The 26,077-nt window shown below is 72.0% G+C and carries 21 protein-coding genes and 2 pseudogenes; 11 read left to right on the top strand and 12 right to left on the bottom strand.

Annotated features, from left to right (window positions below; genetic code table 11):
- Positions 1-17: 17 nt before the first annotated feature.
- The 4 genes and pseudogenes from ACIQU3_RS15715 to ACIQU3_RS15700 form a co-directional block, all read left to right on the top strand.
- A complete protein-coding gene (locus tag ACIQU3_RS15715) occupies positions 18-416 on the top strand; it encodes a 6-carboxytetrahydropterin synthase (protein ID WP_221759551.1) in 399 nt (132 codons plus the stop codon).
- On the top strand, positions 413-1,618 hold the full coding sequence (locus ACIQU3_RS15710) for a glycosyltransferase family 4 protein (RefSeq protein ID WP_403925442.1): 1,206 nt from the start codon (positions 413-415) through the stop codon (positions 1,616-1,618). Before ACIQU3_RS15715 ends, ACIQU3_RS15710 begins: the two co-directional genes overlap by 4 nt.
- Positions 1,615-2,727, top strand: a complete 1,113-nt coding sequence (locus ACIQU3_RS15705) for a class I SAM-dependent methyltransferase (protein ID WP_403734017.1) — start codon at positions 1,615-1,617, stop codon at positions 2,725-2,727. Before ACIQU3_RS15710 ends, ACIQU3_RS15705 begins: the two co-directional genes overlap by 4 nt.
- Positions 2,724-3,788 (top strand): annotated as a pseudogene (locus tag ACIQU3_RS15700) (lysylphosphatidylglycerol synthase domain-containing protein); the annotation flags it as partial. The gene ACIQU3_RS15705 and the pseudogene ACIQU3_RS15700, both read left to right, overlap by 4 nt.
- A 137-nt stretch (positions 3,789-3,925) precedes the next feature.
- Here the strand turns inward: ACIQU3_RS15700 and ACIQU3_RS15695 are convergent.
- On the bottom strand, positions 3,926-4,654 hold the full coding sequence (locus ACIQU3_RS15695) for a creatininase family protein (protein WP_403734020.1): 729 nt from the start codon (positions 4,652-4,654) through the stop codon (positions 3,926-3,928).
- Positions 4,655-4,695: 41 nt separating this feature from the next.
- Here ACIQU3_RS15695 and ribA point away from each other — a divergent pair, with 41 nt between their 5' ends.
- The 3 genes from ribA (at position 4,696) to ACIQU3_RS15680 (ending at position 7,704) form a co-directional block, all read left to right on the top strand.
- Positions 4,696-5,355 carry a GTP cyclohydrolase II gene (gene ribA / locus ACIQU3_RS15690; RefSeq protein ID WP_031108505.1) on the top strand — a complete coding sequence of 220 codons (660 nt, stop codon included), beginning with the start codon at positions 4,696-4,698 and terminating at the stop codon, positions 5,353-5,355.
- 143 nt (positions 5,356-5,498) lie between these two features.
- Positions 5,499-6,557 carry a saccharopine dehydrogenase gene (locus tag ACIQU3_RS15685; RefSeq protein WP_403925439.1) on the top strand — a complete coding sequence of 353 codons (1,059 nt, stop codon included), beginning with the start codon at positions 5,499-5,501 and terminating at the stop codon, positions 6,555-6,557.
- A complete protein-coding gene (locus ACIQU3_RS15680; RefSeq protein ID WP_403925436.1) occupies positions 6,547-7,704 on the top strand; it encodes a saccharopine dehydrogenase family protein in 1,158 nt (385 codons plus the stop codon). Before ACIQU3_RS15685 ends, ACIQU3_RS15680 begins: the two co-directional genes overlap by 11 nt.
- On the opposite strand, the gene ACIQU3_RS15675 is transcribed toward ACIQU3_RS15680, so the two are convergent.
- Together ACIQU3_RS15675 and ACIQU3_RS15670 are read right to left on the bottom strand one after the other, a co-directional pair.
- Entirely contained in the window at positions 7,682-8,941 is a 1,260-nt protein-coding gene (locus ACIQU3_RS15675) for a serine hydrolase domain-containing protein (RefSeq protein ID WP_403925433.1), read from the bottom strand. The two genes, ACIQU3_RS15680 and ACIQU3_RS15675, sit on opposite strands and share 23 nt — an antisense overlap.
- A gap of 535 nt (positions 8,942-9,476) precedes the next feature.
- The gene (locus ACIQU3_RS15670) at positions 9,477-10,142 is read right to left on the bottom strand and encodes a TetR family transcriptional regulator (RefSeq protein ID WP_403734037.1); all 666 of its coding nucleotides are present in this window, start codon (positions 10,140-10,142) and stop codon (positions 9,477-9,479) included.
- 170 nt (positions 10,143-10,312) lie between these two features.
- Here ACIQU3_RS15670 and ACIQU3_RS15665 point away from each other — a divergent pair.
- Positions 10,313-10,612 (top strand): annotated as a pseudogene (locus ACIQU3_RS15665) (hypothetical protein); the annotation flags it as partial.
- Between the two features lie 21 nt (positions 10,613-10,633).
- Here ACIQU3_RS15665 and ACIQU3_RS15660 read toward each other — a convergent pair.
- The 8 genes from ACIQU3_RS15660 to tkt are packed head-to-tail and all read right to left on the bottom strand — an operon-like array spanning position 10,634 to position 21,136.
- Complete coding sequence (locus ACIQU3_RS15660) at positions 10,634-12,100, bottom strand: membrane-associated oxidoreductase (RefSeq protein WP_403925430.1); 1,467 nt, start codon at positions 12,098-12,100, stop codon at positions 10,634-10,636.
- Positions 12,101-12,159: 59 nt separating this feature from the next.
- On the bottom strand, positions 12,160-12,747 hold the full coding sequence (locus tag ACIQU3_RS15655; protein WP_403734045.1) for a histidine phosphatase family protein: 588 nt from the start codon (positions 12,745-12,747) through the stop codon (positions 12,160-12,162).
- Positions 12,748-12,750: 3 nt separating this feature from the next.
- Positions 12,751-13,635 carry a phosphogluconate dehydrogenase (NAD(+)-dependent, decarboxylating) gene (gene gnd / locus ACIQU3_RS15650; RefSeq protein ID WP_403734049.1) on the bottom strand — a complete coding sequence of 295 codons (885 nt, stop codon included), beginning with the start codon at positions 13,633-13,635 and terminating at the stop codon, positions 12,751-12,753.
- Position 13,636: 1 nt separating this feature from the next.
- Positions 13,637-15,301: a glucose-6-phosphate isomerase gene (gene pgi, locus ACIQU3_RS15645; RefSeq protein ID WP_403925427.1), complete on the bottom strand. Its 1,665-nt coding sequence runs from the start codon at positions 15,299-15,301 to the stop codon at positions 13,637-13,639.
- Positions 15,294-16,229, bottom strand: coding sequence for a glucose-6-phosphate dehydrogenase assembly protein OpcA (gene opcA / locus ACIQU3_RS15640; RefSeq protein WP_403734055.1), 936 nt, complete (start codon positions 16,227-16,229; stop codon positions 15,294-15,296). Before opcA ends, pgi begins: the two co-directional genes overlap by 8 nt.
- Entirely contained in the window at positions 16,226-17,899 is a 1,674-nt protein-coding gene (zwf, locus tag ACIQU3_RS15635; protein WP_403734059.1) for a glucose-6-phosphate dehydrogenase, read from the bottom strand. The genes opcA and zwf overlap by 4 nt, the downstream gene beginning before the upstream one ends.
- On the bottom strand, positions 17,896-19,041 hold the full coding sequence (tal, locus tag ACIQU3_RS15630) for a transaldolase (RefSeq protein WP_403925424.1): 1,146 nt from the start codon (positions 19,039-19,041) through the stop codon (positions 17,896-17,898). Before tal ends, zwf begins: the two co-directional genes overlap by 4 nt.
- 19 nt (positions 19,042-19,060) lie before the next feature.
- Entirely contained in the window at positions 19,061-21,136 is a 2,076-nt protein-coding gene (gene tkt / locus ACIQU3_RS15625; RefSeq protein WP_403925421.1) for a transketolase, read from the bottom strand.
- A gap of 157 nt (positions 21,137-21,293) precedes the next feature.
- On the opposite strand from tkt, the gene ACIQU3_RS15620 reads away from it, so the two are divergent.
- Entirely contained in the window at positions 21,294-22,175 is an 882-nt protein-coding gene (locus ACIQU3_RS15620) for an AraC family transcriptional regulator (RefSeq protein ID WP_403734065.1), read from the top strand.
- Between the two features lie 51 nt (positions 22,176-22,226).
- Here ACIQU3_RS15620 and ACIQU3_RS15615 read toward each other — a convergent pair whose 3' ends face one another.
- Positions 22,227-23,621, bottom strand: a complete 1,395-nt coding sequence (locus ACIQU3_RS15615; protein ID WP_403734068.1) for a glycoside hydrolase family 16 protein — start codon at positions 23,619-23,621, stop codon at positions 22,227-22,229.
- A gap of 305 nt (positions 23,622-23,926) precedes the next feature.
- Here ACIQU3_RS15615 and ACIQU3_RS15610 point away from each other — a divergent pair, with 305 nt between their 5' ends.
- Entirely contained in the window at positions 23,927-24,439 is a 513-nt protein-coding gene (locus ACIQU3_RS15610) for an SRPBCC family protein (protein WP_403734072.1), read from the top strand.
- Complete coding sequence (locus ACIQU3_RS15605; protein ID WP_403925418.1) at positions 24,432-26,051, top strand: phytoene desaturase family protein; 1,620 nt, start codon at positions 24,432-24,434, stop codon at positions 26,049-26,051. The genes ACIQU3_RS15610 and ACIQU3_RS15605 overlap by 8 nt, the downstream gene beginning before the upstream one ends.
- Positions 26,052-26,077 lie beyond the last annotated feature (26 nt).

Genomic DNA, 26,077 nt, shown 5'->3' with positions numbered 1-26,077 from the left:
ACCTGGAGGGTCGTCCGTTGTTCAGCATCACCGTCCGCGATCACATCATGATCGCCCACAGCTTCCGTGGCGACGTCTTCGGACCGGCGCAGCGCCTGCACGGGGCCACGTTCCTCGTGGACGCCACGTTCCGGCGCGAACAGCTGGACGAGGACAACATCGTCGTCGACATCGGGCTCGCCACCCAGGAACTGGGCGCGGTCGTCAGCGAGCTGAACTACCGCAACCTCGACAACGAGCCCGACTTCGCCGGAATCAACACCTCCACGGAGTTCCTGGCCAAGGTCATCGCCGACCGCCTCGCCGAACGCATCCACAAGGGGGCGCTGGGCGAGGGCGCCAAGGGCATCGCGGGCCTCACCGTCACCCTGCACGAGTCGCACATCGCCTGGGCGAGTTACGAGCGTGCGCTGTGACCGACACGACCGTCGAACGGCCCGAGCACATGGGCCCGGCACCGGCACGGCTGAATTATGTTCCCGTGCAGCACGCTTCCCTGAAGAACGCCGAGATCATCCCCATGTCCCTGCGCACCGTGCACTTCGTACTGCCGGGCGGCATCGACGACCCGACGGCACCCAGCGGCGGCAACGCCTACGACCGGCGCGTGTGCCTGGACCTGCCCGGCTTCGGCTGGCAGGTCACCAAGCACGCCGTGGCCGGTGACTGGCCCCGGCCCGGGGCCGGCACCCGTACGGAACTGGCCCGCGCCCTGGCCGCCCTGCCCGACGGCTCCGTCGTGCTCCTCGACGGACTGGTGGCCTGCGGCGTACCGGAGATCGTGGTCCCCGAGGCGGAACGCCTGCGCATGGCCGTGCTCGTCCACCTCCCGCTCGGCGACGAGACGGGGCTGGACGCGGCGGTCGCCGCCGAACTGGACGCCAAGGAGCGGACGGTGCTGCGGGCGGTGCCGGCGGTGATCGCCACCAGCGACTGGGCCGTCCGCCGTCTGGTCTCCCACCACGGCCTTCCCCCCGAGCGGGTCCATGTCGCCGCCCCCGGCGCCGACATCGCGCCGCTCGCGCCCGGGACCGACGGGGTGTCGCGCCTGCTGTGCGTGGCCGCCGTGACCCCGCGCAAGGGCCAGCACCGGCTGGTGGAGGCGCTGGCCGCGGTGCGCGACCTGCCGTGGAGCTGCGTGTGCGTCGGCTCGCTCACGCAGGACCCGGAGTACGTCGACCACCTGCGGTCCCTGATCGCGGAGCACGGCCTCGAGGACCGGCTGGAGCTGGCCGGCCCCAAGTCCGGACCCGCGCTCGACGCCGCCTACGCCACCGCCGACCTGATGGTCCTCACCTCCTACGCCGAGACCTACGGCATGGCGGTGACCGAGGCCCTGGCCCGGGGCATCCCGGTGCTGGCCACGGACGTGGGCGGACTGCCCGAGGCGGTCGGCCGCGCACCCGACGGCGGGATGCCCGGCATCCTCGTCCCGCCGGAGAACCCCGCCGCGATCGCCGCCGAGCTGCGCGGCTGGTTCGGCGAGGCGGACGTACGACGCCGTCTGAAGGGCGCCGCCCGCAGCCGCCGTGCCGCCCTCGACGGCTGGGCGACGACCGCACAGAGCCTGGCGGCGGTACTGCGCCGGCTCCCCACCGAACCCCGGAGGGCCGCATGACGAACCCGACGACGACCCAGCAGAGCGGGACGATCCCGGCACAGCCCGGGCCGAGGGAGGTCACGAGCGTGACGGACGGTGTGACGGCGGGCGCGAAGCCCGGCCCGGGCCAGGTCGCAGCGGGCAGGGTTCCCGGCGGGAAGGCGGCGGCCCCGGGCCTGGGCTCCAGCGTGGAGTTCGTCCCGGGATACGCCCCGGACGCCGTCATCCCCGGCGCCGGACCCAGCGGCAGGCCCGGCTCGCGGCCGACCGTCAAGCTGCGGGAGGCCAACCCGGAGGACCCGCCCCGGTACGCGCCGGAATGGCTGGAGTTGCGGGAGCCGGCCGACGCCGCGGCACGGGCCAACGACCTGCTCGACACGCTGCGCATCCGGCTCGCCAACCTGCCGGGCAAGTCCGGCGTCGTCATCCACGACCTGGGCTGCGGAACCGGATCGATGGGCCGCTGGCTCGCGCCCCGACTCGACGGCGCCCAGCACTGGATCCTGCACGACCGGGACCCCTATCTGCTGCACTTCGCCGCCGTCTCCTCCCCGCGCTCGGCCGCCGACGGCAGCCGGGTCACCGTGGAGACGCGGCGCGGTGACGTCGCCCGCCTCACCCCGGACGCCCTCCAGGGAGCCTCCCTGGTGACGGCGTCCGCCCTGCTGGACGTCCTCACACGCGAGGAGATCGACACACTGGCCGCCGCGTGTGCCGGAGCCGGGTGTCCCGCCCTGCTGACGCTGTCCGTCGCCGGGCGCGTGGAACTGACCCCGTCCCACCCGCTGGACGCGGAGATCGCCCAGGCGTTCAACGACCACCAGCGCCGCGACGGTCTGCTCGGACCCGACGCGGTCACCGTGGCGGCCGAGGCGTTCTCCGAGCACGGCGCGACCGTACGGCTGCACCCGAGCCCCTGGCGGCTCGGACCCGAGCAGGCCGCACTCACCGAGCAGTGGCTGCGCGGCTGGGTCGGCGCCGCCGTCGAGGAGCGCCCCGAACTGCGCGCCGAGGCCGACGTCTACCTCACCAACCGGCTGGCCGCCTGCGCCGCGGGCGAGTTGCGCGTCACCGTCCACCACGTCGACCTGCTGGCCCTCTCCCGCCCGGCGGACGGAGCGTCATGAGCCCCCAGGCGACGGGAACGCGCCCGCGCACACCGCTCACGGAGCAGCCCGGGCTGCCCACGACCGCCGACGCCACCCGTCTGCCCGCGCCCTCCGGGCCGGTGGCCACGGGCCGGACGGACACGGTCGCGCCGCGCCCGGCTGTGAGCGACGGCAGCGAGCCCGCCGCCTCGGCCCCGTCCGGCCCCACCCGGACGCCCGGAGCTCCGGCGAAGCGTGTCCGTACGGCCCTGGCCCGTCTCGGCTCCCCCAAGGTCCGCACGCACCTCGGCACGTTCGCCGGAATCGCCATCCTGGGTGTGCTGTTCTGGCGACTGGGAACCGGCGTCTTCCTGGACGGACTGCGGCGGATCGACGCGGCGTCGCTGCTGCTCGCGCTCGGCATCGGACTCGTCACCACCGTGTTCAGCGCGTGGCGGTGGGCGCTCGTGGCGCGGGGGCTGCGGATCCGCCTGCCCTTCGGGCCGGCCGTCGCCGACTACTACCGTGCGCTGTTCCTGAACGCGGCCCTGCCCGGAGGCGTCCTCGGCGACGTGCACCGGGCCGTGCGGCACGGGCAGAGCGAGGGGGACCTGCGGCGGGGCGTGAAGGCCGTCGTCCTCGAACGGACGGCCGGTCAGATCGCGTTGTTCGCCGCCGGGGCCGTCGTCCTGCTGACCATGCCGTCTCCGGTGCTGGCGGAGGCCCGGCACATCGCGGCGCCCGCGGCCCTGGCGGCCCTGGGCGCACTCGCCGTCGTCCTCGCCCTGCGCATGAACCGTTCGGGGCCCTCCCGCCGGAGCCGCAAGCTGCGCGCATTCCTCGCCGAGGCCCGCGAAGGGCTGCTGTCGCGACGGAACGGCCCCGGAGTGGTTGTCTCCTCCGTGGTGGTCCTGGCAGGTTACGTCGCGATGTTCGTTATCGCCGCCCGGGTCGCCGGGACCACCGCCTCCGTGGCCGTCCTGCTGCCCCTCGCCGTCCTCGCCCTGCTGGCGATGGGCCTGCCGCTGAACGTCGGCGGCTGGGGCCCCCGGGAGGGCGTCACCGCCTGGGCGTTCGGCGCGGCGGGTCTGGGCGCCGGCCGGGGGCTCGCCGTCGCGGTCGTCTACGGCGTGCTCAGTCTCGTCGCCAGCCTGCCCGGACTGATCGTGCTCGTCGCCCGCTGGTACGCGGGCCTGCGGGCCGGGACCCCTCCCGGGGCCCCGGCGCCGCAGGGTGACTACGCGTCGGAGGTCAGCATCGAGAAATACGCCCCGAAGGAATCCGCCAAGCTCGCCAGGAGTTCCTTCCCCTTTTCCGCCGAACCCAGTGAAGGACGGCCGATGACACCGGAATCGGTATAGCCGGACATGCCGAGGGTGAGCAGATGACGCCGGTCGTCAGCGACGAAATCGGAACTCTCATAACCGGGTCGGAGCATTTCTGGATGAGCGTGCAGAAGGATCGAGGTCTCGATTTCCCCCGCGTGCATGTCGGTGAGCAGCGAGGTGACGACACCCGCCCGCTCGCGCGCCGCCTCCCAGTCCTCCGCGGCCGGGAAGAGCGCCATCCGCTCGCCGCGCGCGGAGGATTCCTGAACCACGTTGCCCAGCACGTAGTTGCCGCCGTGTCCGTTGACCACCACCAGGACGTCGACGCCGGACCGGCGCAGCGAAGCCGCAATGTCCCGTACCACCGCATGAAGGGTCACCGAGGAGATGCTGACGGTCCCCGGCCAGGCCGCGTGCTCGTGCGAGCACGAGATCGTCACCGGAGGAAGGAGGTGCACCGGGTACGCGCCGGCTATCTCCCGCGCGACGGCACAGGCGACGAGCGTGTCGGTCGCCAGCGGGAGATACGGACCGTGCTGCTCGAAACTCCCCACGGGAAGCACCGCGACCTGCCGTGAGACACCGGCGCCCCGCGTCCGTACGTCTTCCGTGGTGTCCGCCGGCACCAGATCACTCATATCGTCACGGCCTTTCGTCTCTGCTTAGGAACTCGAGAATCATGACAGACAACATTGGCGTACTCGGCAAGAAGGCACCCCAGCGGACCGGCGTGGAACGCGTCGTCAATGCCCCCTTGCCCACCGTGTACGGGAAATTCCAGGCGATCGGCTACATGGACCACGACCGCGGCGACGAACAGGTCGCGCTGGTCTACGGCGAGATCGGCCCGGACGACGTCCTCATCCGGCTGCACTCGGAGTGCCTGACGGGCGACGCCTTCGGCTCCCAGCACTGCGAGTGCGGCGACCAGCTCGACGCAGCCCTGCGCGCGGTCGTCTCCGAGGGCGCGGGCGTCGTGGTCTACCTCAGAGGGCATGAAGGCCGGGGCATCGGCCTGCTCGGCAAGCTGCGGGCGATGGCCCTCCAGGCGGAGGGTCTGGACACGGTCGAGGCGAACCTCGCCCTCGGCCTGCCCGTCGACGCCCGCGACTACGGTGTCGCCGCCCGGATCCTGGAAGACCTCGGTGTGCGATCGGTGCGTCTGATGTCCAACAACCCGCGCAAGCGCGAGGCGCTGGTGGACCACGGCATCACGGTCGCCGAGACGGTGCCGCTGCTGATCCCGCCGTGCGAGAACAACATCACCTATCTGCGCACCAAGCGGGAACGCCTCGACCACCACCTGCCCCACCTGGACGCGGTGGTCAGCTCCTCCTGATCACCTCGACCGGCTCCGGCTTCCCCGACGTGACCTGGGCGGATCGGTGCGCGACCCGAAGGCGGGCCGCGTACGCTTCGTGGACGTCCGCCCCTTGAGCGTCGGCCCCAGCGGCCGACGCCTCACGCCGGAGGCCCACTGGTATGACCGAGCTCCATCTGTGGCTGCGCCACGAGGCCCGCACGACCGAGCGACGCACTCCGATCGTCCCCGACGACGCCCGGCGGCTCGTCGGGGACGGAGTGGAACTGACCGTCGAGGAGTCCCCCCAGCGGGTCTTCCCGATCGAGGAGTACCAGGCGGCCGGCTGCCGGATCGCACCAGCGGGCTCCTGGCTGACGGCGCCGCGGGACGCCGTCGTGCTCGGGTTGAAGGAACTGCCCGACGAACCGGGCGAGCTGACGCACCGGCACGTCTTCTTCGGCCACGCCTACAAGAACCAGCCCGGAGCGGCGGAGCTGCTGGGCAGGTTCGCTGCCGGCGGCGGGGCGCTGTACGACCTGGAGTACCTGGTGGACGACGCCGGGCGCCGCCTGGCCGCCTTCGGTTTCTGGGCCGGCTACCTGGGCGCCGCCCTCGCCGTGCTCCGGCACCGCGGCCGGCTCCGGGCGCCCCTGGCCCCCACCACCAAGGAAGACCTGGACGAGACGCTGAAGCCCGCCGCCGACGCCGATTTCAGCGGGCTCGTCATCGGCGCCCTGGGCCGCAGCGGCCGCGGCGCCCGCGCCGCCTTCGCCACCGCCGGCGCCGAGCCGACCTGCTGGGACCTCGCCGAGACGCGCGACCTCGACCGCCCCGCCCTGCTGCGGCACGACGTGATGGTCAACGCGGTGCTCGCCACCACCCCCGTCCCGCCCTTCCTGCGCGAGCAGGACCTGGACAGCCCCGACCGCCGTCTGCGCACCCTGTGCGATGTGACCTGCGACGTCGGCTCACCGCTCAACGTCCTGCCGGTGTACGACGACACCACCTCCTGGGACGAGCCGGTGCGCCGGCTGCGCGACGAACCCCCGCTCGACCTGATCGCCATCGACAACCTGCCCTCCCTGCTGCCGCTGGAGTCCAGCACCGACTTCTCGGCCGCACTGCTGCCCCATCTGCTCGACTTCGGCGTCTCCGGGCCCTGGGGACGCTGCCTGGACCGGTTCCGCGAGGCGTCCCGCGCCCACGGCCTCGACAAGGGGGGGTCCCGTGACCGGTGAACCGGCACCGGCAAGCGGCACCGTCCACTGGGTCGGCGCAGGCCTGTCCACGGGCAGCGGTCTGGCCACGCTGTGCGACACCGCCGAGCGCGTACGGCTCTGGCACCGCACCGAGAGCCGCGCCGCCGACGCCCTGGGCCGGCTGGGCCTGACCGGACGGGCCGAGCCCCGCGCGTACACGCGCTCCGCGCTCGGAGCCGAACTCGCCCCGGGCGACGTCGTCGTGTCGATGCTGCCCGCGCCGGAGCACGCACCGCTCCTCGCCGAGTGCGTACGCCGGGGGGCACACTTCGCGTGCTCCAGCTATGTGTCCCAGGCGGTGCTGGAGCAGGTACCCGACGCCGGGAAGGCCGGGCTGGTCGTCCTCACCGAGGCCGGGCTCGACCCGGGCATCGACCACCTGTTCGCCCATGCCCTGTTCGCCCGGGCCCGGGAGTCGATCGGTGAGGGGACGCCAGCGTCCTACACCTTCACGTCGTACTGCGGCGGAGTCCCGGCCGTGCCGAACGACTTCACCTACCGCTTCAGCTGGGCCCCCGCCGGTGTTCTCAACGCCCTGCGCTCACCGGCCCGTTACCTGGAGGGCGGTGCGGAGACGGTCGCCGAGCGGCCCTGGGAGGCGACCCGGCGGCACGTCGTCGACGGGGAGACCTTCGAGGTCTACCCCAACCGCGACAGTGTCCCGTTCGTCGCGCAGTACGAGGTGCCGGACGCCTGGACACCGCGGACGTTCGTGCGGGGCACCCTGCGTCTGGAGGGCTGGCTGCGGGCCTGGGACGGCGTCTTCGAGGAGCTGAGGACCGGCGACGACACCCGGATCGCGGCACTGGCCCGAGAGCTGGCCGCCGCCCACCCCACCACGGACGACGACCGCGACCGGGTCGTCCTGGCCGTGTCGCTGGACGTGCGCGCCGAGCCGGGGCCGTCGTGGCGGGGCGGATACCTCCTCGACCTGGCGGGGGACGCCGAGGAGAGCGCGATGGCCCGGTGCGTCTCGCGGACCCTCGCCCTCGGTGTCCGTCACATCCTGGACGGCTCCCTGCCGCCCGGCCTGAACCGCGCGGCGGAGACGGCCGCCCGGTCCGAGCAGTGGCTGCGTGAACTCGCTCAGGAGGGAATGGAGTTCACCTTGCGCGTGGACCGGTAGCGGACATTCGGTCCGGCAGGGCCTCGTGGACCAGCCGCTTGAGGTCCTTGAAGACCGTGTGGGACGTCCTGGGCCGCACCTGTGTCATGAACTGCACCGTCAGGTCGCGGCCCGGATCGACCCAGAAGGTCGTCGTGGCCACCCCGCTCCAGCCGAAGGCGCCGAGCCCGGACGGGACCTGGGTGCGGGACGGATCGATCACGACGGAACAGTTGAGACCGAAGCCGAGTCCCTCGTTGCCGGGCTCGTCGTGGGCGGGGCGGCTGCCGAAGGCCCGCAGGTCGGCGCCGCCGGGCAGGTGGTTGCGGGTCATCAGGTCCACCGTCTTTGGGTCGAGCAGCCGCACGCCGTCGAGTTCGCCCCGGCGGCGCAGCAGTTCCATGAAGCGGTGGTAGTCGTGGGCCGAGCACACCAGGCCGCCGCTGCCCGACAGGAACCGCGGCCGGCCGCGCAGCGGCAGTCCCGGGATCGGCTCGATGCCGCCGTCCTCCCGCTCCCCGTACATCTCGGCGAGCCGGGGCGCCCGGGCGTCCGTGACGTGGAAGCCCGCGTCCGTCATGCCGAGCGGCCCGAAGATCCGCTCGGCGCAGAACGCGTCGAGCGGCTGCCCCGACACGACCTCGATGATCCGGCCGAGGACGTTGCCGGCGACCGAGTAGTTCCACTCGGTACCCGGCTCGAACTGCAGCGGCAGGCTCGCGTACACCTCGATGGTCTCCGCCAGGTCCGCGCCCGGCGGCACCGACGACTCCAGGCCGGCTGCGCGGTAGAGGGCGTCGACGGGGTGGGTGCGGTAGAAGCCGAAGGTCAGACCGGAGGTGTGGGTCATCAGGTGCCGGACGAGTATCGGGCCGTCGGCCGGGCGGGTCTCCACGCCGGCCCCGGAGCCGCCCACGTAGACCCGCGGGTCGGCGAAGGCGGGCAGGTGGTCGGCGACCGGGTCGTCCAGCGCCAGGCGGCCCTCCTCCACCAGCAGCAGCGCGGCGACCGCGGTGACCGGCTTCGTCATGGAGTAGACCCGCCACAGGGTGTCGGGCTCCACCGGCAGCCCGGCCGCTGTGTCACGCAGGCCGTAGGTCGTGAGGTGGGCGACGCGCCCGGACCGGGCGACGGACACGAGGAAGCCCGGCAGCCGCCCCTCGTCGACCAGCCGCGCGAAGGTCCGGTCCATCCGGCCCAGCACCCGCGGATCCAGCCCGGCCTCACCCGGATCGACCTCTTGTCGCAGCTGTGCCATGGCTCTTCTCCCGTCGCACTGGTCGAGGTGAGGTCCGGCATACCCCGCCCGGACCGCCTCAGACACCCATGGTGGCGCAGGAAAGGTGGGCGATCGCGGGGAACCCGTGAGCGAGCCTTGGGCCCCGGGACGCATGACCGACGGCCGGTGGTCCGGCGGCGGCCGGGTTCCCGGGCTCGGGGCGTCGACGAAGTCAGGACGCCAGGACGTCAGGAGAAACGAGGGGGGAGCACCGGCGAGGACCTGGACGGCCTGCGGTCTGGTCCTGTGCCGGAGGGGAAGTCGTAGTACGCAAGGGCGCTGCCGATCCAGGCGGCGGTCGCGGCCTTCCTGGGCCGGCCGGGCGGGGCTGCGGATCCTTCGGGCATGGCGGGGACGGACACGGCGGCTCCTTCGGGGGCTCCACACCACAGTGGGCGACGGACGAGCAGAGGGGACGTGCCGGATCGCGGCTAATTAACCCACTGGATAGTTAGTAGGGGCCGGTGATGCTGCGCCCGTGTGCCGCCGGTGTCAAGGGGTGCGAGCCGGGTGTTCAGCGGGGGGTGCGCTCCGCCGTCAGGTACGCGATCACCATGTCGCCCAGCATCGCGCGGTAGTGCGCGCGCTGCGCCCCCTCGAGCAGGTCGCGGCCGAACAGCGCCCCGAAGGTGTGCCGGTTGGCGACCCGGAAGAAACAGAAGGAGGAGATCATCGCGTGCAGGTCGACGGCGTCGACGTCCGCCGTGAACAGGCCCGAATCCCGGCCCGACGCCAGGATCCGCCGGATCACGTCCAGGGCCGGGGAGCCGATCTTCCCGAGCTTCTCGGAGGCGGCGATGTGCTGCGCCCCGTGGATGTTCTCGATGCTGACCAGGCGGATGAAGTCGGGGTGCTGCTCGTGGTGGTCGAAGGTCAGCTCGGCCAGCCGCCGGATGGCCGCCACCGGGTCGAGGTGGTCGACGTCGAGCTGCTGCTCGGCCTCCCGGATCACGCCGTACGCGCGCTCCAGGACGGAGGTGAACAGCTGCTCCTTGCCGCCGAAGTAGTAGTAGATCATCCGCTTCGTGGTGCGGGTCCGGGCGGCGATCTCGTCGACCCGGGCGCCGTCGTAGCCGGCCCGGGCGAACTCCTGGGTGGCGGCGTCGAGGATCTCGGCCCGGGTGCGGGCGGCGTCATGGATGCGCTCGCCGGATCGTGCCGGTTCTTCGACGCTGGTCATCAGGTTCCTTCGGGCGGAGGGGCCGGTGCCGGTGATTCTAGAAGGAGGCTCCCCATCACCCGCCGGGTCTTCCGGAGGCCGCCCCTCGGCCGACATGGCTAACGTACTGGTTCGTACATTACTGAGCCGCCCGGGAGGCGTGCGTACCCACGGAGTCCTTTCTCGTCGGACTGATCGGTTCCGGCATCGGCCCGTCACTCAGTCCCGCGCTGCACGAGCGGGAGGCCGACCGCCAGGGCCTGCGCCTGGTGTACCGGCGGATCGACATCGACACCCTCGGCGTGCCGCCGATCACCGTCGTCGACGCCCTGCCCGAGCGGGCCGCGGTCCTGCCCGGAGCCCTGAACCGGACCTTCGGACCGGGCCGAGCGGCCGCGGCGTCGCCCGCCCGGCCCGCCCGGCTCGCCGGGCTGCTCGCGCACGCCGACGGCGTCGTCCACGCCACTCCAACGCCCCGGTGCGGCTGGCCGCGCAGCACACGGACCGCGCGCTCACTGGCGGCTGACGGTGCGGGTGATGCCGGTGACGACGGTGGTGGCGAGGATCCAGCCCGTGAGCACCAGGGCGTAGGAGAGCCACTGGTGGCCTCCGGTGGGGGCGAACGCGGCCTCCTGCCCGAAGGAGATCACCGGCAGCAGCAGGTCGAGGGTGTAGAAGACCGGGTTGAACTGCGGTGCCTCGTCGGGTTTCAGCGGCGCCGGATGGTGCAGCGCGTAGGCGAGGGAGCCGACCGCGAGCAGCGACACCAGCCAGCCCGCGGCCCGCAGGGGGCGGAAGCCGTAGCCGACGGTGGCGTCCTGCACGTACCCCCACAGCCGGCCGTACCAGGGCAGGGTGGCGCGCCGGCGGCGCTGCTTGGCGAGCTGGACGCGACGGGCTGCGGGGTCGTCGCCGATCCTGCGGTAGGCGGCGGTCAACTGCTCGTAGGCGTGCGGCACATAGCCCTCGCCGTCCCGCTCCAGCATCGCCAGCCGCCGCTCGGCGGGCTCGTGCGGGGTGAGGGAGGTGTAGACGAGACTGTTGAGCAGCACCTCGTCGGGGACCACCTCCGGCTCCAGGAACAGGACCTCCACCTGGGCGCGGCGGAGGTTGAGGGTGCCCTCCATGCGGGGCCCCTTGCGCAGCCAGAGTTCGCCGATGGTGCAACTGCTGGCCCGCAGCGCCGCGTCGCCCGGGTTCGCCAGCCGTGTGTGCGACAGGTCGAGGCGGCCGGCTATCCGCGCGCCCCGCAGCCCGATCCAGCCCAGCACGTCCGCTTCGCGCAGCAGGGCGTCGCCCTCCACCGTGAGCGTCTCCGCATCGAGGGCGACCTGACCGGCACCGGCCTGAAGCCGCGCCTCGTTGAGGTCGATCGTGCCGGCGACCGACGCGCCCGACAGCCGTACCTCGCCGCGCGTGTGCAGTCCCGGCGCCGACAGGCCGTCCCCGACGGTCACATGGTTGAGCTGGAGTGCCGGCTGCCCGGCGGGGGGTTCGCCGATGTCGGCCCCGTCCAGGAACAGCGCGCCGGACAGCTGCGCCCCGCCGAGCCGTACGGGCCCGTCGAAGAGGCAGTCCGACAAGCGCAGCACGCCGTCCACGCGCAGGGTGGCGGCGTCGAGTCCGGGCAGGACCGAGCGGCGCAGGTTCAGCTGACGCAGCCGCGCCGCGTACAGCACGGGTACGTTCTCGAAGAAGCAGTCACTCAGGCGCACGGCGTGGTCGATGTCGCTGTACTGGAGATTCAGCACCCCGGTGATCCGCGCCCCGGCCAGTCGGAGGGCGGCGGTCTCCCCGTCCTCCTGCGGTGCGCTCAGCAACAGGGCCCGCACCACGGCCGCCCGTACGGTCCGTTCGGGGCCCCAGTCCGCGCCCTGCCCCGGGTCCTCGCCCGCCGGCCCGCGGAAGTCGACGCTCTCCCCGCGTGCGAAGGCGCGCCACATCCGCTCCTCGGCGGGTGTCATCGTGTCGATCTGCATCAGCGGGGACTCTGACGTGCCCGGCCGGAGGCTGTCAACTCGCCTCCGGCCGGGGCTCGTTACGCCCTGGTGTTCCACTCCGCGATCACGGGCCGGCCATGCTCGGCCGACAGTCGGCAGAGCGTCCCGGTCTCCAGCCGGAACAGCCGTCCCTCCGCCGGGGACAGGCCCAGCCGGCGGGCCGTCAGTACGCGGAGGAAGTGGCCGTGCGCCACCAGCATCACGTCGCCCACGGGCAGCGCCTTCGCCGCCCGGGCCAGCACCCGGTCGGCCCGCTCGCCGACCTCCTCGGGCGACTCGCCCGGCTCGCCGTCACGGCCGGGCGGGCCCCCGTCGGTCCACAGGTCCCAGTCGGGACGGGTGCGGTGGATCTCCTCGGTGGTGACGCCCTCGTAGGCGCCGTAGTACCACTCGTGCAGGTCAGCGTCCCGCACGGCCCCCGTCAGGCCCGCGAGTTCTGCGGTGTGCACCGCGCGGCCGAGCGGGCTGGTGAGGACCAGGGCGAAGGAGCGTTCCGCGAGGAGCGGGGCGAGCGATGTGGCCTGCTCCTCACCGCGCCGGGTGAGGGGCAGGTCGGTGAAGCTGGTGTGCTGTCCGCTCCGGCTCCACTCCGTCTCGCCGTGCCGGACCAGCAGCAGATCACCCACGTCCTACGCCTTCTTCGCGGATTCGACGGCGTGGCCGCCGAACTGGTTGCGCAGCGCCGCGATCATCTTCATCTGCGGCGAGTCGTCCTGCCGGGAGGCGAACCGGGCGAAGAGGGAGGCGGTGATCGCCGGCAACGGCACGGAGTTGTCGATCGCCGCCTCCACGGTCCAGCGTCCCTCGCCGGAGTCCTGGGCGTAGCCCCGCAGAGCGGTGAGGTGCTCGTCGTCGTCCAGGGCGTCCACGGCCAGGTCGAGCAGCCAGGAGCGGATGACGGTGCCCTGCTGCCAGGAGCGGAACACCTCGCGGACGTTGTCCACCGAGTCCACGGCCTCCAGCAGCTCCCAGCCCTCGGCGTAGGCCTGCATCATGGCGTACTCGATGCCGTTGTGGACCATCTTCGCGAAGTGGCCGGCGCCGACCTTCCCCGCGTGGACGTAGCCGTACGGGCCCTCCGGCTTGAGCGCCTCGAAGATCGGCTGGAGCCGGTCGACGGTCTCCTTCTCGCCGCCCACCATCAGGGCGTAGCCGTTCTTCAGGCCCCACACGCCGCCGGAGACACCGGCGTCGACGAAGCCGACGCCACGCTTGCTCAGCTCCTCGGCGTGCCTCTCGTCGTCCGTCCAGCGCGAGTTGCCGCCGTCGACGACGGTGTCGTAGGGCTTGAGGAGGTCCCCCAGACGGTCGATGACGTGCTGGGTGGGTTCGCCGGCCGGGACCATGACCCAGACGGTGCGGGGCGCTTCCAGCTGGTTGACGAGGTCGGCCAGACTGCTCACGTCCGACTTCTCGGGGTCGGTGTCGTAGCCGATGACGGTGTGGCCGGCGTTGCGCAGGCGCTCGCGCATGTTGCCGCCCATCTTGCCGAGACCCACAAGACCGATCTGCATGTCAGTTCACTTCCCGAAGTTTGCGGTAGGCGGCCACCAGCGCGGCCGTGGACGGGTCGAGACCGGGGACGTCAGCGCCCTCGGTCAGGGCGGGCTCGATGCGTTTGGCGAGGACCTTGCCGAGTTCGACGCCCCACTGGTCGAAGGAGTCGATGTTCCACACGGCGCCCTGCACGAACACCTTGTGCTCGTAGAGGGCGATCAGCTGGCCGAGGACCGACGGGGTCAGCTCGGTGGCCAGGATCGTCGTGGTGGGGTGGTTGCCCCGGAAGGTGCGGTGCGGCACCTGCTCCTCGGGCACGCCCTCGGCGCGCACCTCCTCGGCGGTCTTGCCGAAGGCGAGCGCCTGCGTCTGGGCGAAGAAGTTGGCCATCAACAGGTCGTGCTGTGCCTTCAGCTGCTCGCTCAGCTCGGCGACGGGCCTCGCGAAACCGATGAAGTCCGCAGGGATCAGCTTGGTGCCCTGATGGATCAACTGGTAGTAGGCGTGCTGCCCGTTGGTGCCGGGCGTGCCCCACACCACCGGACCCGTCTGCCATTCCACCGGGTCGCCGTCGCGGTCCACCGACTTGCCGTTGGACTCCATGTCGAGCTGCTGGAGGTAGGCGGTGAACTTCGACAGGTAGTGGCTGTAGGGCAGGACGGCGTGCGACTGGGCGTCGTGGAAGTTGCCGTACCAGATGCCCAGCAGGCCCAGCAGCAGCGGCGCGTTGGACTCGGCCGGGGCGTTGCGGAAGTGCTCGTCGACGATGCGGAAGCCGTCGAGCATCTCCCGGAAGCGGTCCGGGCCGATGGCGATCATCAGGGACAGGCCGATCGCGGAGTCGTAGGAGTAGCGGCCGCCGACCCAGTCCCAGAACTCGAACATGTTGTCGACGTCGATGCCGAACTCGGTGACCTTCTCCGCGTTGGTCGACAGTGCGACGAAGTGCTTCGCCACCGCCTTGTCGTCGCCCCCGAGCCCGTTCAGCAGCCAGGAGCGCGCGGACGTGGCGTTGGTGATCGTCTCGATCGTGGTGAAGGTCTTGGACGCGACGATGAACAGGGTCTCCGCCGGATCCAGGTCGCGGGTGGCCTCGTGCAGGTCCGAGCCGTCCACGTTCGACACGAAGCGGAACGTCAGCTCCCGGTCGGTGAACGGCCGCAGCACCTCGTAGGCCATCGCCGGGCCGAGGTCCGATCCGCCGATGCCGATGTTGACGACGTTGCGGATCCGCTTGCCGGTGTGCCCGGTCCACTCCCCGGAGCGCACCCGGACCGCGAAACCGGCCATCCTGTCGAGCACGGCGTGCACGCCCGGGACGACGTTCTCGCCGTCGACCTCGATGACGGCGTCCCGCGGGGCGCGCAGCGCCGTGTGCAGCACCGCCCGGTTCTCGGTGACGTTGATCTTCTCACCGCGGAACATGGCGTCCCGGAGCCCGAACACGTCCGTGGCCGTGGCCAGCTCCTGGAGCAGGGCCAGCGTCTCGTCGGTGACCAGGTGCTTGGAGTAGTCGATGCGCAGGTCGCCCACGTGCACGACATAGCGCTCGGCGCGTCCCGGATCCGCCGCGAACAGCTCCCGCAGATCGGGCTGCGGCAGGGCATCCGCGCGGTGGTCCTCCAGCGCGGTCCACTCGGGGCGCCGGGTGAGGCTGGTGGAGTGGGAGGGGGAGTCAGACATGGGCAGGGGTCTCCTCGGTCGCCTCGCCGTTCAGGGCGATGGCGTACATCTCGTCCGCGTCGAGGCGCCGCAGCTCCTCGGCGATCAGTTCGGAGGTCGCACGCACCTTGAGCGCGAGGGTGCGCGACGGCTGGCCCGGCAGGGTCAGCGTGGCCAGCGGCCCCTCGGGCCGGTCGATCACGATCTCCCCGTGCTCGGTACCCAGGCGCACGGCCGTCACGACCGGCCCGGCGGTGACGACGCGGTCCACCCGGACGTGCAGCCGCGCCTCGAGCCAGCGGGCCAGCAGCTCGGCGGCCGGGTTCTCGGCCTCGGCCTCCACCGCCGCCGAGACGATCCGCGCCCGGGCCTGGTCCAGCGCGGCCGCCAGCATCGAACGCCACGGCGTCAGCCGGGTCCAGGCGAGGTCGGTGTCACCGGGGGCGTAGGAGCGGACCCGGGTCTGGAGCGTCTCCAGGGGGTTCTCGACGGCGTACAGGTCGGTGATCCGCCGCTGGGCCAGCGCTCCGAGCGGGTCCTTGGAGGGGACCTCGGGGGCGTCCACCGGCCACCACACCACCACCGGCGCGTCGGGCAGCAGCAGCGGCAGCACCACCGAGTCGGCGTGCTCGGACACCTCGCCGTAGGTACGCAGGATCACCGTCTCGCCGGTGCCCGCGTCGGCACCCACCCGGACCTCGGCGTCCAGTCGCGAGGACTGTCGGTCGCGCGGTGTGCGGGCGTGCCGCTTGATGACGACCAGGGTGCGCGAGGGGTGCTCGTGCGAGGCCTCCTCGGCCGCCTTGATCGCGTCGTAGGCGTTCTCCTCGTCCGTGACGATCACCATCGTCAGGACCATGCCCACGGCGGGTGTGCCGATGGCGCGGCGGCCCTGCACCAGCGCCTTGTTGATCTTGCTTGCCGTGGTGTCGGTCAGGTCGATCTTCATGGCCTGCGCCAGCTCCGTCCGTCTCGTGCGAGCATCTCGTCGGCTTCCTCGGGTCCCCAGCTGCCCGAGGCGTACTGCGCGGGCCGGCCGTGCGTGGCCCAGTACTGCTCGATCGGGTCGAGGATCTTCCAGGACTCTTCCACTTCCTGGTGACGGGGGAACAGGTTGGCGTCGCCCAGGAGGACGTCGAGGATCAGCCGTTCGTACGCCTCCGGGCTCGACTCGGTGAACGACTCGCCGTAGGCGAAGTCCATCGTGACGTCCCTGATCTCCATCGATGTGCCCGGCACCTTGGAACCGAAGCGGACCGTCATGCCCTCGTCCGGCTGGACGCGGATGACGATCGCGTTGGAACCCAGTTCCTCGGTCGCGGTGGAGTCGAAGGGGGAGTGCGGGGCCCTCTGGAAGACCACCGCGATCTCCGTCACCCGGCGGCCGAGGCGCTTGCCGGTGCGCAGGTAGAACGGGACGCCGGCCCAGCGGCGGTTGTCCACCTGGAGCCTGACCGCGGCGTAGGTGTCGGTGGTGGAGGAGGGGTCGATGCCGTCCTCCTCCAGATAGCCGCGTACCTTCGCGCCGCCCTGCCAGGCCGCCGCGTACTGGCCGCGCACGGTGTTCGCCCCGAGGTCCTGCGGAAGCCGCACGGCCTTGAGGACCTTCAGCTTCTCGGTGAGCAGCGAGGGGGCGTCGAAGGCGGCCGGTTCCTCCATCGCGGTGAGCGCCATCAACTGGAGCAGGTGGTTCTGGATGACGTCACGGGCGGCGCCGATGCCGTCGTAGTACCCGGCCCGGCCGCCGATGCCGATGTCCTCGGCCATGGTGATCTGCACGTGGTCGACGTACGACCGGTTCCAGATCGGTTCGAACATCTGGTTGGCGAAGCGCAGCGCCAGCAGGTTCTGTACGGTCTCCTTGCCCAGGTAGTGGTCGATACGGAAGACCTGCTCCGGATCGAACACCTCGTGCACGATGCGGTTGAGCTCCTCGGCCGACTTCAGGTCGTGGCCGAACGGCTTCTCGATGACCGCGCGACGCCAGGACCCCTCGGGCGCGTCGGCCAGCTTGTGCTTCTTCAGCTGCTGGACGACCTTCGGGAAGAACTTCGGCGGCACGGACAGATAGAAGGCGTAGTTGCCGCTGGTGCCCCGGGAGGCGTCCAGCTCCTCCACGGCGGAGCGCAGCTGCTTGAACGCCGTGTCGTCGTCGAAGTCGCCCGGGATGAACCGCATGCCCTCGGCGAGCTGCTGCCAGACCTCCTCGCGGAACGGGGTCCGGGCGTGCTCGCGGACCGCGTCGTGCACGACCTGCGCGAAGTCCTGGTCCTCCCAGTCCCGGCGGGCGAAACCCACCAGGGAGAAGCCCGGCGGCAGCAGGCCGCGGTTGGCCAGGTCGTACACCGCCGGCATCAGCTTCTTGCGGGAGAGGTCGCCGGTGACGCCGAAGATGACGAGCCCGGAGGGCCCCGCGATCCTGGGCAGACGGCGGTCGCGCGGATCGCGCAGGGGGTTCTCGAAGTGGGTGTCGGCGTGCTCCGTACGGGGGGCGTGACCGCTCACCCCGGTCTGCTCCACCCCGGCCGCCTCCTGCGCGGTCAGGGCCTCCTTCTCCTCCTTGGTCCCCTTCGTCTCCTGTTCGGCCGTCTGGGGGATGCCCTCGATGCCCTCGCTCATTCCGCGTCAACTCCCTTGCTGTTCAAGGACTTGGTGACCGCGTCCAGCAGCTCCTGCCAGGCCACCTCGAACTTGGCCACGCCCTCGTCCTCCAGTTGCCGCACCACCTCGTCGTATGCAATGCCGAGCCGTTCCACGGCCGCCAGGTCCGCGCGCGCCTGGGCGTAACCGCCGGTGACGGTGTCGCCCAGGACGTCACCGTGGTCGGCGACGGCGTTCAGCGTGGCCTCCGGCATGGTGTTGACCGTGCCGGGGGCGACCAGTTCGTCCACGTACAGGGTGTCCTTGTAGGCCGGGTCCTTCACACCGGTGGAGGCCCAAAGGGGGCGCTGCCGGTTCGCGCGGGCCCCGCCCAGGGCCTGCCAGCGCGGCCCGGCGAAGACCTGCTCGTACGCCTCGTAGGCCAGTCGTGCATTGGCCAGGGCGGCCCGGCCCTTCAGGACGAGGGCCTCCGGCGTGCCCAGCAGCGCCAGCCGCTTGTCGATCTCGGCATCCACGCGGGAGACGAAGAACGAGGCGACCGAGTGAATCGCCGCCAGGTCGAGACCGGCCGCCTGCGCCTTCTCCAGGCCCGCGAGATAGGCGTCCATCACCTCGCGGTACCGCTCCAGCGAGAAGATCAGCGTCACGTTGACACTGATACCCGCCCCGATGACTTCCATGATCGCCGGCAGGCCCGCGCGCGTCGCCGGGATCTTGATCATCACGTTGGGGCGGTCCACCAGCCAGGCCAGCTGCCGGGCCTCGGCGACGGTCGCCCGTGTGTCGTGGGCCAGCCGCGGGTCGACCTCGATGGACACCCGGCCGTCCCGGCCGCCGGTGGCCTCGTACACCGGGCGCAGCACGTCGGCGGCGGCCCGGACGTCGGCGGTCGTCATCATCCGTACGGCCTCGTCCACCGTCACTCCGCGCACCGCCAGGTCGGCGAGCTGCTCCTCGTAACCCGCCCCGGAGCCGATGGCGGCCTGGAAGATGGACGGGTTGGTGGTGACGCCGACGACGTTCCTCGTGGCGACGAGCTCGGCCAGGTTGCCGGACTCGATCCGCGGGCGCGACAGGTCGTCGAGCCAGATCGACACGCCCTGGCCGGACAGGCGCTTGAGTGCTCCCGCGTTCGCGGTCGCTTCGGTCACAGTGATCATCTTCTTTCGGGCTGTCGGATCAGCCGCGGGCGGCGGTGAGGGATTCCCGCGCGGCGGCGACGACGTTCTCGGGGGTGAAGCCGTACTCGGCGAACAGGGTCCTGGCGTCGGCGGAGGCGCCGAAGTGCTCCAGGGAGACGATGCGTCCGGCGTCTCCGACGAACCGGTGCCAGGTCAGGCCGATCCCGGCCTCGACGGCGACCCGGGCCGTCACGGACGGCGGCAGGACGCTCTCGCGGTAGGAGCGTGACTGTTCCTCGAACCACTCCACCGACGGCATCGACACGACACGGGTGGGCACACCGGCGGCCTGGAGGATCTCGCGCGCCCCGGCGGCGACGTGCACCTCGGAGCCGGTCGCGATCAGGATCACCTGAGGCGTGCCGCCCTCCGCCTCGAACCGTACGTAACCGCCGCGCGCCGCGTCCGGGTCCGGCTCGTACGTGGGCACGCTTTGGCGGGTGAGCGCCAGGCCGTGCGGAGCCGGGGCGGTGCTGTGCCGCTCGAGGATCTCGGCCCAGACGATCGCGGTCTCGTTGGCGTCGGCCGGGCGTACGACGTTCAGGCCGGGGATGGCCCGCAGCGCGGCCAGATGTTCCACCGGCTGGTGGGTCGGGCCGTCCTCGCCGAGGCCGATCGAGTCGTGCGTCCACACGTATGTCACGGGCAGCTGCATCAGGGCCGACATCCGCACCGCGTTGCGCATGTAGTCGGAGAAGACCAGGAAGGTGCCGCCGTAGACGCGGGTGTTGCCGTGCAGTGCGATGCCGTTCATCTCCGCGGCCATGGAGAACTCGCGGATGCCGAAGTGCACGGTGCGGCCGTACGGGTCGGCCTCCGGCAGCGGGTTGCCCCGCGGGAGGAACGAGCTGGTCCTGTCGATGGTGGTGTTGTTCGATCCGGCGAGGTCGGCCGAACCGCCCCACAGCTCGGGCACGACCGGGCCCAGCGCCTGGAGGACCTTGCCGGAGGCGGCGCGGGTGGCGACGGCCCTGCCCGGTTCGAACACCGGCAGGGCGTCCTCCCAGCCCTCGGGCAGCTCGCCCTTGCTGACGCGGTCGAACGTGGCGGCCCGCTCCGGGCTCTCGGACCGCCAGGCCGCGATCTGCTTGTCCCAGGCGGTGTGCGCCTCGGCGCCCCGGTCCAGGGCCTTGCGGGTGTGCGCCAGCACCTCTCCGGCGACCGCGAAGCTCTCCTCCGGGTCGAAGCCGAGGACGCGCTTGGTGGCGGCCACCTCGTCCTCGCCGAGCACCGAGCCGTGGGAGGCCTCGGTGTCGCGCGCGTTCGGGGCGGGCCAGGCGATGATCGTGCGCATCGCGATGATCGACGGGCGCTCCGTCTCGGCCTTGGCCGACCTGAGCGCCGTGTACAGCGCACGCACGTCGACGTCGCCGTCCTCCTGCGGCTCGATCCGCTGCACGTGCCAGCCGTAGGCCTCGTAGCGCTTCAGCACGTCCTCGGAGAACGCGGTCGCGGTGTCGCCCTCGATGGAGATGTGGTTGTCGTCGTAGAGGAAGACCAGGTTGCCGAGCTTCTGGTGGCCTGCGAGCGAGGAGGCCTCGGCGGAGACACCCTCCTGGAGGTCGCCGTCGGAGACGATCGCCCAGATCGTGTGGTCGAAGGGGGAGTCGCCGCCGTCGGCGTCCGGGTCGAACAGGCCGCGCTCGTACCGGGCGGCCATCGCCATGCCCACCGCGTTCGCCACGCCCTGGCCGAGCGGGCCCGTGGTGGTCTCCACGCCCGCGGTGTGGCCGTACTCGGGGTGACCGGGTGTCTTGGAGTCGTGCGTGCGGAACGCCTTCAGGTCGTCCAGCTCCAGCTCGTAGCCCGCGAGGTAGAGCTGCGTGTAAAGGGTCAGCGAGGTGTGGCCGGGGGAGAGGACGAAGCGGTCACGGCCGGCCCATTCGGGATCGGCGGGATCGTGCTTCATCACCTTCTGAAAGATCGTGTAGGCGGCCGGGGCCAGGCTCATCGCCGTGCCGGGGTGGCCGTTGCCGACCCGCTGGACGGCGTCGGCCGCCAGCAGACGGGCGGTGTCGACGGCACGCCGGTCGAGTTCGGTCCATTCGAAGCGGTCCGCTGTCTGCGTGCTCATCTTCAAGAAGTCCTCGATGGGAGCGAAGTTGCTGGACTGACGCGTTCAAAACTAAAAGTCTGACTTTTACGGCGGAAGGTCGGCGTGTGTCAGCCTGTGGTGAAAGTGGGACACCCGTGGGCAGCAGGACACGCGAACGGCGCGGCACGAGGCGGACATGGCGGACAGAACCATTCAAGACGGCGACGGGATCGATACGTTCCCCTTCCCGGTCGAGCTCAGCGTCGGCGGCGTCGGCATGCAGATCGCCCCCATGGGCGCCACCTGGCCGTCCGGCGTACCGCTGGAGCGCGTGCACCGCATCGACTTCCACACCGTCCTGCTCTTCGGTGCGGGCCCGGTCCGGCACATGGTCGACTTCACCGAGCACGAGGCCACGGCCGGGGACCTGCTGTGGATCCGCCCGGGACAGGTCCACCGCTTCTCGCGCACCAGCGAGTACCGCGGAACCGTGCTGACCATGCAACCCGGCTTCCTGCCCCGCTCGACCGTGGAGGCCACCGGCCTCTACCGCTACGACCTACCGCCCCTGCTGCACCCCGACGCCGCTCAACTCGCCGCACTGGAAGCCTCGTTGGCACAGTTGCGGCGCGAGTACGAGGACACGGCCACCCTCCCGCCGGCCCTGCACACCGCCGTCCTGCGTCACACGCTGACGGCGTTCCTGCTGCGGCTCGCCCACCTCGCCGCGCATTCGGCGAAGGCTCCGCGGCAGCAGTCCGACTCCACCTTCACCCTCTTCCGGGACGCCGTGGAGCGGGACTTCGCCACCAACCACAGCGTCAGCGCCTACGCCGACGCGCTCGGCTACTCCCGCCGAACCCTGGTCCGGGCGGTGCGCGCCGCGACCGGTGAGACCCCCAAGGCCTTCATCGACAAGCGTGTGATTTTGGAGGCCAAACGGCTCCTCGCCCACACCGAACTGCCCATCGGCCGGATCGGCGTGGCGGTGGGCTTCCCCGACGCCGCGAACTTCTCCAAGTTCTTCCACCAGCACACGGAGCAGACTCCGGCGGCCTTCCGCGCGGAGTTGCGCTGAGCACGGCGAAGGGGCTCGACGCGGGCGCGTCGAGCCCCTTCCCCCATGCCGTCAGTGCCCGAAGGTGAACCAGTTGACGTTCACGAAGTCCGCCGGCTGACCGCTGGTGAAGGTCAGATACACGTCGTGCGTGCCCGTTACGGCGCTGATGTTCGCCGGGACGGTCCGCCACGACTGCCAGCCGCCGGTGCTGCCCACCGCGAAGCTCCCCACGGGCGCGTTGCTCCGGCTGTCCAGCCGCACCTCGACCAGCCCGCTGACGCCGCCCGCCGCTCCGCTCGCGACCCGGGCGCTGAACTGCCGGGCCGCCGTGGAGCCGAAGTTCACGCCCTTGAAGTGCAGCCAGTCGCCGCTTGCGAGCGCGCCGACGTTCTGCCCGCCGCCGGAGTCGGCCGTTGTCTCCGTGATCACGCCGGACTGGCCGTCGTAGGACTCGGCCTGGATTGCGGAGTAGGCGTCGCGGTTTCCGGTCGGCGGGGGTGTCGTGCCGCCGCCGGACGACAGCACCTGCACGTAGTCGACGACCATCGCGTGACCCGGCTGCGTCCCGGCGTCCGGGCCGCCGCCGAACGCGTCGGGGAAGCCGCCGCCCATCGCTACGTTCAGGATGACGAAGAACCCGTGGTCGGTGGCGTTCTTCCAGGTGGTCGCGTCGACCTGGTCGGCGCGCACCGTGTGGTAGTTGACGCCGTCGAGGTAGAAGCGGATCTCCTCGACGCTCGTGGAGCGGTCCCACTCCATCCGGTACGTGTGGAAGCCCGCCTGGCAGGACGCGCCCTGACAGGTGGTCGAGCCGCCGATGCCACTGGTCTCGTTGCACGGACCACCGGGTGAGGTGCCGCAGTGCATCGTGGCGAACACCGTGTTCATGCCCTGGGTGTTCTCCATGATGTCCAGCTCGCCGACCGCCGGCCAGTTCCAGTGGTTGCCGCGGTACGGGGCGCCCAGCATCCAGAACGCCGGCCAGTAGCCCTTGGCGGCGGCGCCGGTGACGTTCGGCACCTGGATGCGCGACTCGACGCGGAGCTTGCCGCCGGCCGGGGGCTGGAAGTCGGTGCGGTTGGTCTCGATCCGGCCGGAGGTCCAGTTGCCGGCGGAGTCCCGCCGGGGCGTGATGCGGAGGTTGCCGTTGCCGTCGAGCGAGACGTTGTCCGTGCTGTTCGTCATCGTCTCGATCTCGCCGGTGCCCCAGTTGGCGGGTCCGCCGGGGTAGCCCTTGCCGGTCGCGTACCGCCAGTCGGAGGTGTTGACGCCGGAGCCGGCGGCGCCGTTGAAGTCGTCCAGGAAGAGCTGCGTCCAGCCCGACGGGGGCGGGGGCGCGGCGGCGTCAGCGGAAGGGGCGGCGACCGCGGAGGCGGCTGCCGCGAGCCCGAGGGTGCTGACCACGGCGACGAACGCCCGCCGCAGCGGACGTCGTCCGGGGGAGGTGCCGGTGGTGTCGCTCATGTGGGGATGCCTCTCGGATGGGAGACGGGTGAGAGCGCTCTCAAAGTGCCGTCAATGTGCTCCACGCGCTCTGGGGCGTCAAGAGGTAAAGCCGGGATTGGTGCGAGGCGGAGCGTGAGTGCACTGCTTGAACGGCCGGAGCCAGGCCCGGACCCGCCGGGCTTCGCGTCCACGGCCCGGGCCGGTCCTGCCGGCCTCCGCGCCGAAGCCCCGGCCGGTCCTGCCCGGCTTCGCGCTGTTGAACAAGGGGTTCCGGGGCACTCGGGGTGGCGACGGACCACCGGTCGAGGCAGCAGGAGGCATCCGTGGCCGTACGCCATCACCTGATCCGAGTCGGCCCGGGCGCCGTGTGGGACGTCCTCGCCGACGGCCACCGCTATGCGGAGTGGGTAGTGGGAACCTCCGAGTCCCACCCGGTGCACGGGCACTGGCCGCGCACGGGCGCGGCGATCCGCTACGAGATCCGGCTCGGCCCGGTGCGGCTCGAAAACGAGACGGTCGTCCGCTACTGCGAGGAAGGCAGGCGGCTGGAGCTGGAGGCCCACGCGGGTCCGCTGGGCACGGCCCGCATCGCCATCGAGCTGCGGCCCTGGGGCGAGCACTGCCTGGTGATCGTGGACGAGCACCCCCTGCGCGGCGCCGGCGGCCGGCTGCACAACATCGGATTCGAGGCCCTGATCCAGCTGCGCCACCGCGCCATGCTGGCCCGCCTGGCCCGGCTCTGCGAGGACGAGGCACAAAACCCGGGCGGTGCCCGCCGTCGGCCCCTGGGCCAGGTGACCGTGGGGCCTGACACGGGCGGAGCCCGCCATGCCTGACGCGGTGGTGATCGGCGCGGGCCCCAACGGCCTGGTCGCCGCCAACGTCCTCGTGGACGCCGGGTGGAGCGTGGAGGTGCTGGAGGAGCAGCCCGAACCCGGCGGCGCCGTGCGCCACGACCGGGGCGTCGACCCCGCCTTCGTCAACGACCTGTTCAGCTCCTTCTACCCCCTCGCCGCGGCATCTCCCGTCCTGGCCGCACTGCACCCCGAGGAGCACGGGCTGCGCTGGAGCCACGCGCCCAGCGTGCTGGCCCACCCCCTGACCGACGGCAGCTGCGCCCTCCTGGACCGGAACGTCGACGCCACCGCCGCGTCCCTCGACACCTTCGAGGCGGGCGACGGAGCCGCCTGGCGGCGACTGCACGACGTGTGGCAGAACCTGCGCCCCGACCTCCTCGACGCCCTGTTCACCCCGTTCCCGCCCGTCCGGGCCTCGGCCCGCCTGGCGTTGCGGTTGCGGGCCGCGGGCGGACTGCGCATGGCCCGCTCCCTGGTGCTGCCGGTGCGCCGCCTGGGTGAGGAGGAGTTCCGCGGCCAGGGCGGGCGCCTGCTGCTGGCCGGCAACGCCCTGCACGCCGACCTCGCCCCCGAGTCGGCGGGCAGCGGCGGCTTCGGCTGGCTGATGGCCATGCTGGGCCAGACCTACGGCTTCCCCGTCCCGGCCGGCGGCTCCGGCGCGCTGACCTCGGCCCTGGTGCACCGTCTGCGGTCCCGGGGCGGCCGGGTGCGCTGCGGGCAACGCGTGGACCGCGTCGTCGTCCGCGGCGGGCGGGCCGTCGGTGTGCGCACGGCGGCCGGTGACGCGGTCCGGGCCCGCCGGGCGGTACTGGCGGACGTGTCCGTGCCCGCCCTGTACGGCGAGCTCCTCGACCCGGAACACCTGCCCGCGCAGGTCCTCGACGACCTGCGGCGCTTCCAGTGGGACTTCGCCACGTTCAAGGTCGACTGGGCACTCGACGGCCCGGTGCCCTGGCAGGCCGAGCAGGCGTCGCGGGCCGGAACCGTGCACCTCTCCGACGGCATGGACGAGCTGACCCGCTTCGCCGCGCAGATCGCCATGCGGGAGGTCCCGGACCGGCCGTTCCTGATCTTCGGCCAGATGACCACCTCCGACGCCTCCCGTTCCCCGCGGGGCACCGAATCGGCGTGGGCCTACACCCACATCCCCCACGAGATCCGCGCCGACGCCGCCGACGAGGGCATCACCGGCCGCTGGGGCACCAAGGACCAGGAGCTCATGGCCGACCGCATGGAACGCCAGGTGGAACGCTTCGCGCCCGGGTTCCGCTCGCTGATCCGCAGCCGCCGCATCCTGGCACCCCCGACGCTGGAGGCGCTCGACGGCAACCTCGCGGGCGGTGCCATCAACGGCGGCACCACCGCCATCCACCAGCAGCTCGTCTTCCGGCCCCTGCCTGGCACCGGCCGCCCGGAGACCCCGGTACCGGGCCTCTACCTCGCCTCCTCCGGAGCCCACCCGGGCGGCGGAGTACACGGCGCCCCCGGAGCCAACGCCGCCCGGGCCGCCCTGCGCCGCAACCGGCCCCCCGGCCTCGCCCACGCCCAGCGGCTCCTCGCCCATCGCGACCGCACCGGAGCCAGGCGCTGACCCCGGCCCCCCGGGGGGACGGGCCC

The organism is Streptomyces sp. NPDC101110, from assembly GCF_044759525.1.
Lineage (GTDB): Bacteria > Actinomycetota > Actinomycetes > Streptomycetales > Streptomycetaceae > Streptomyces.
The sequence above is the reverse complement of the archived record's forward strand: the minus strand, read 5'-3'. Positions and strand labels throughout refer to the sequence as shown.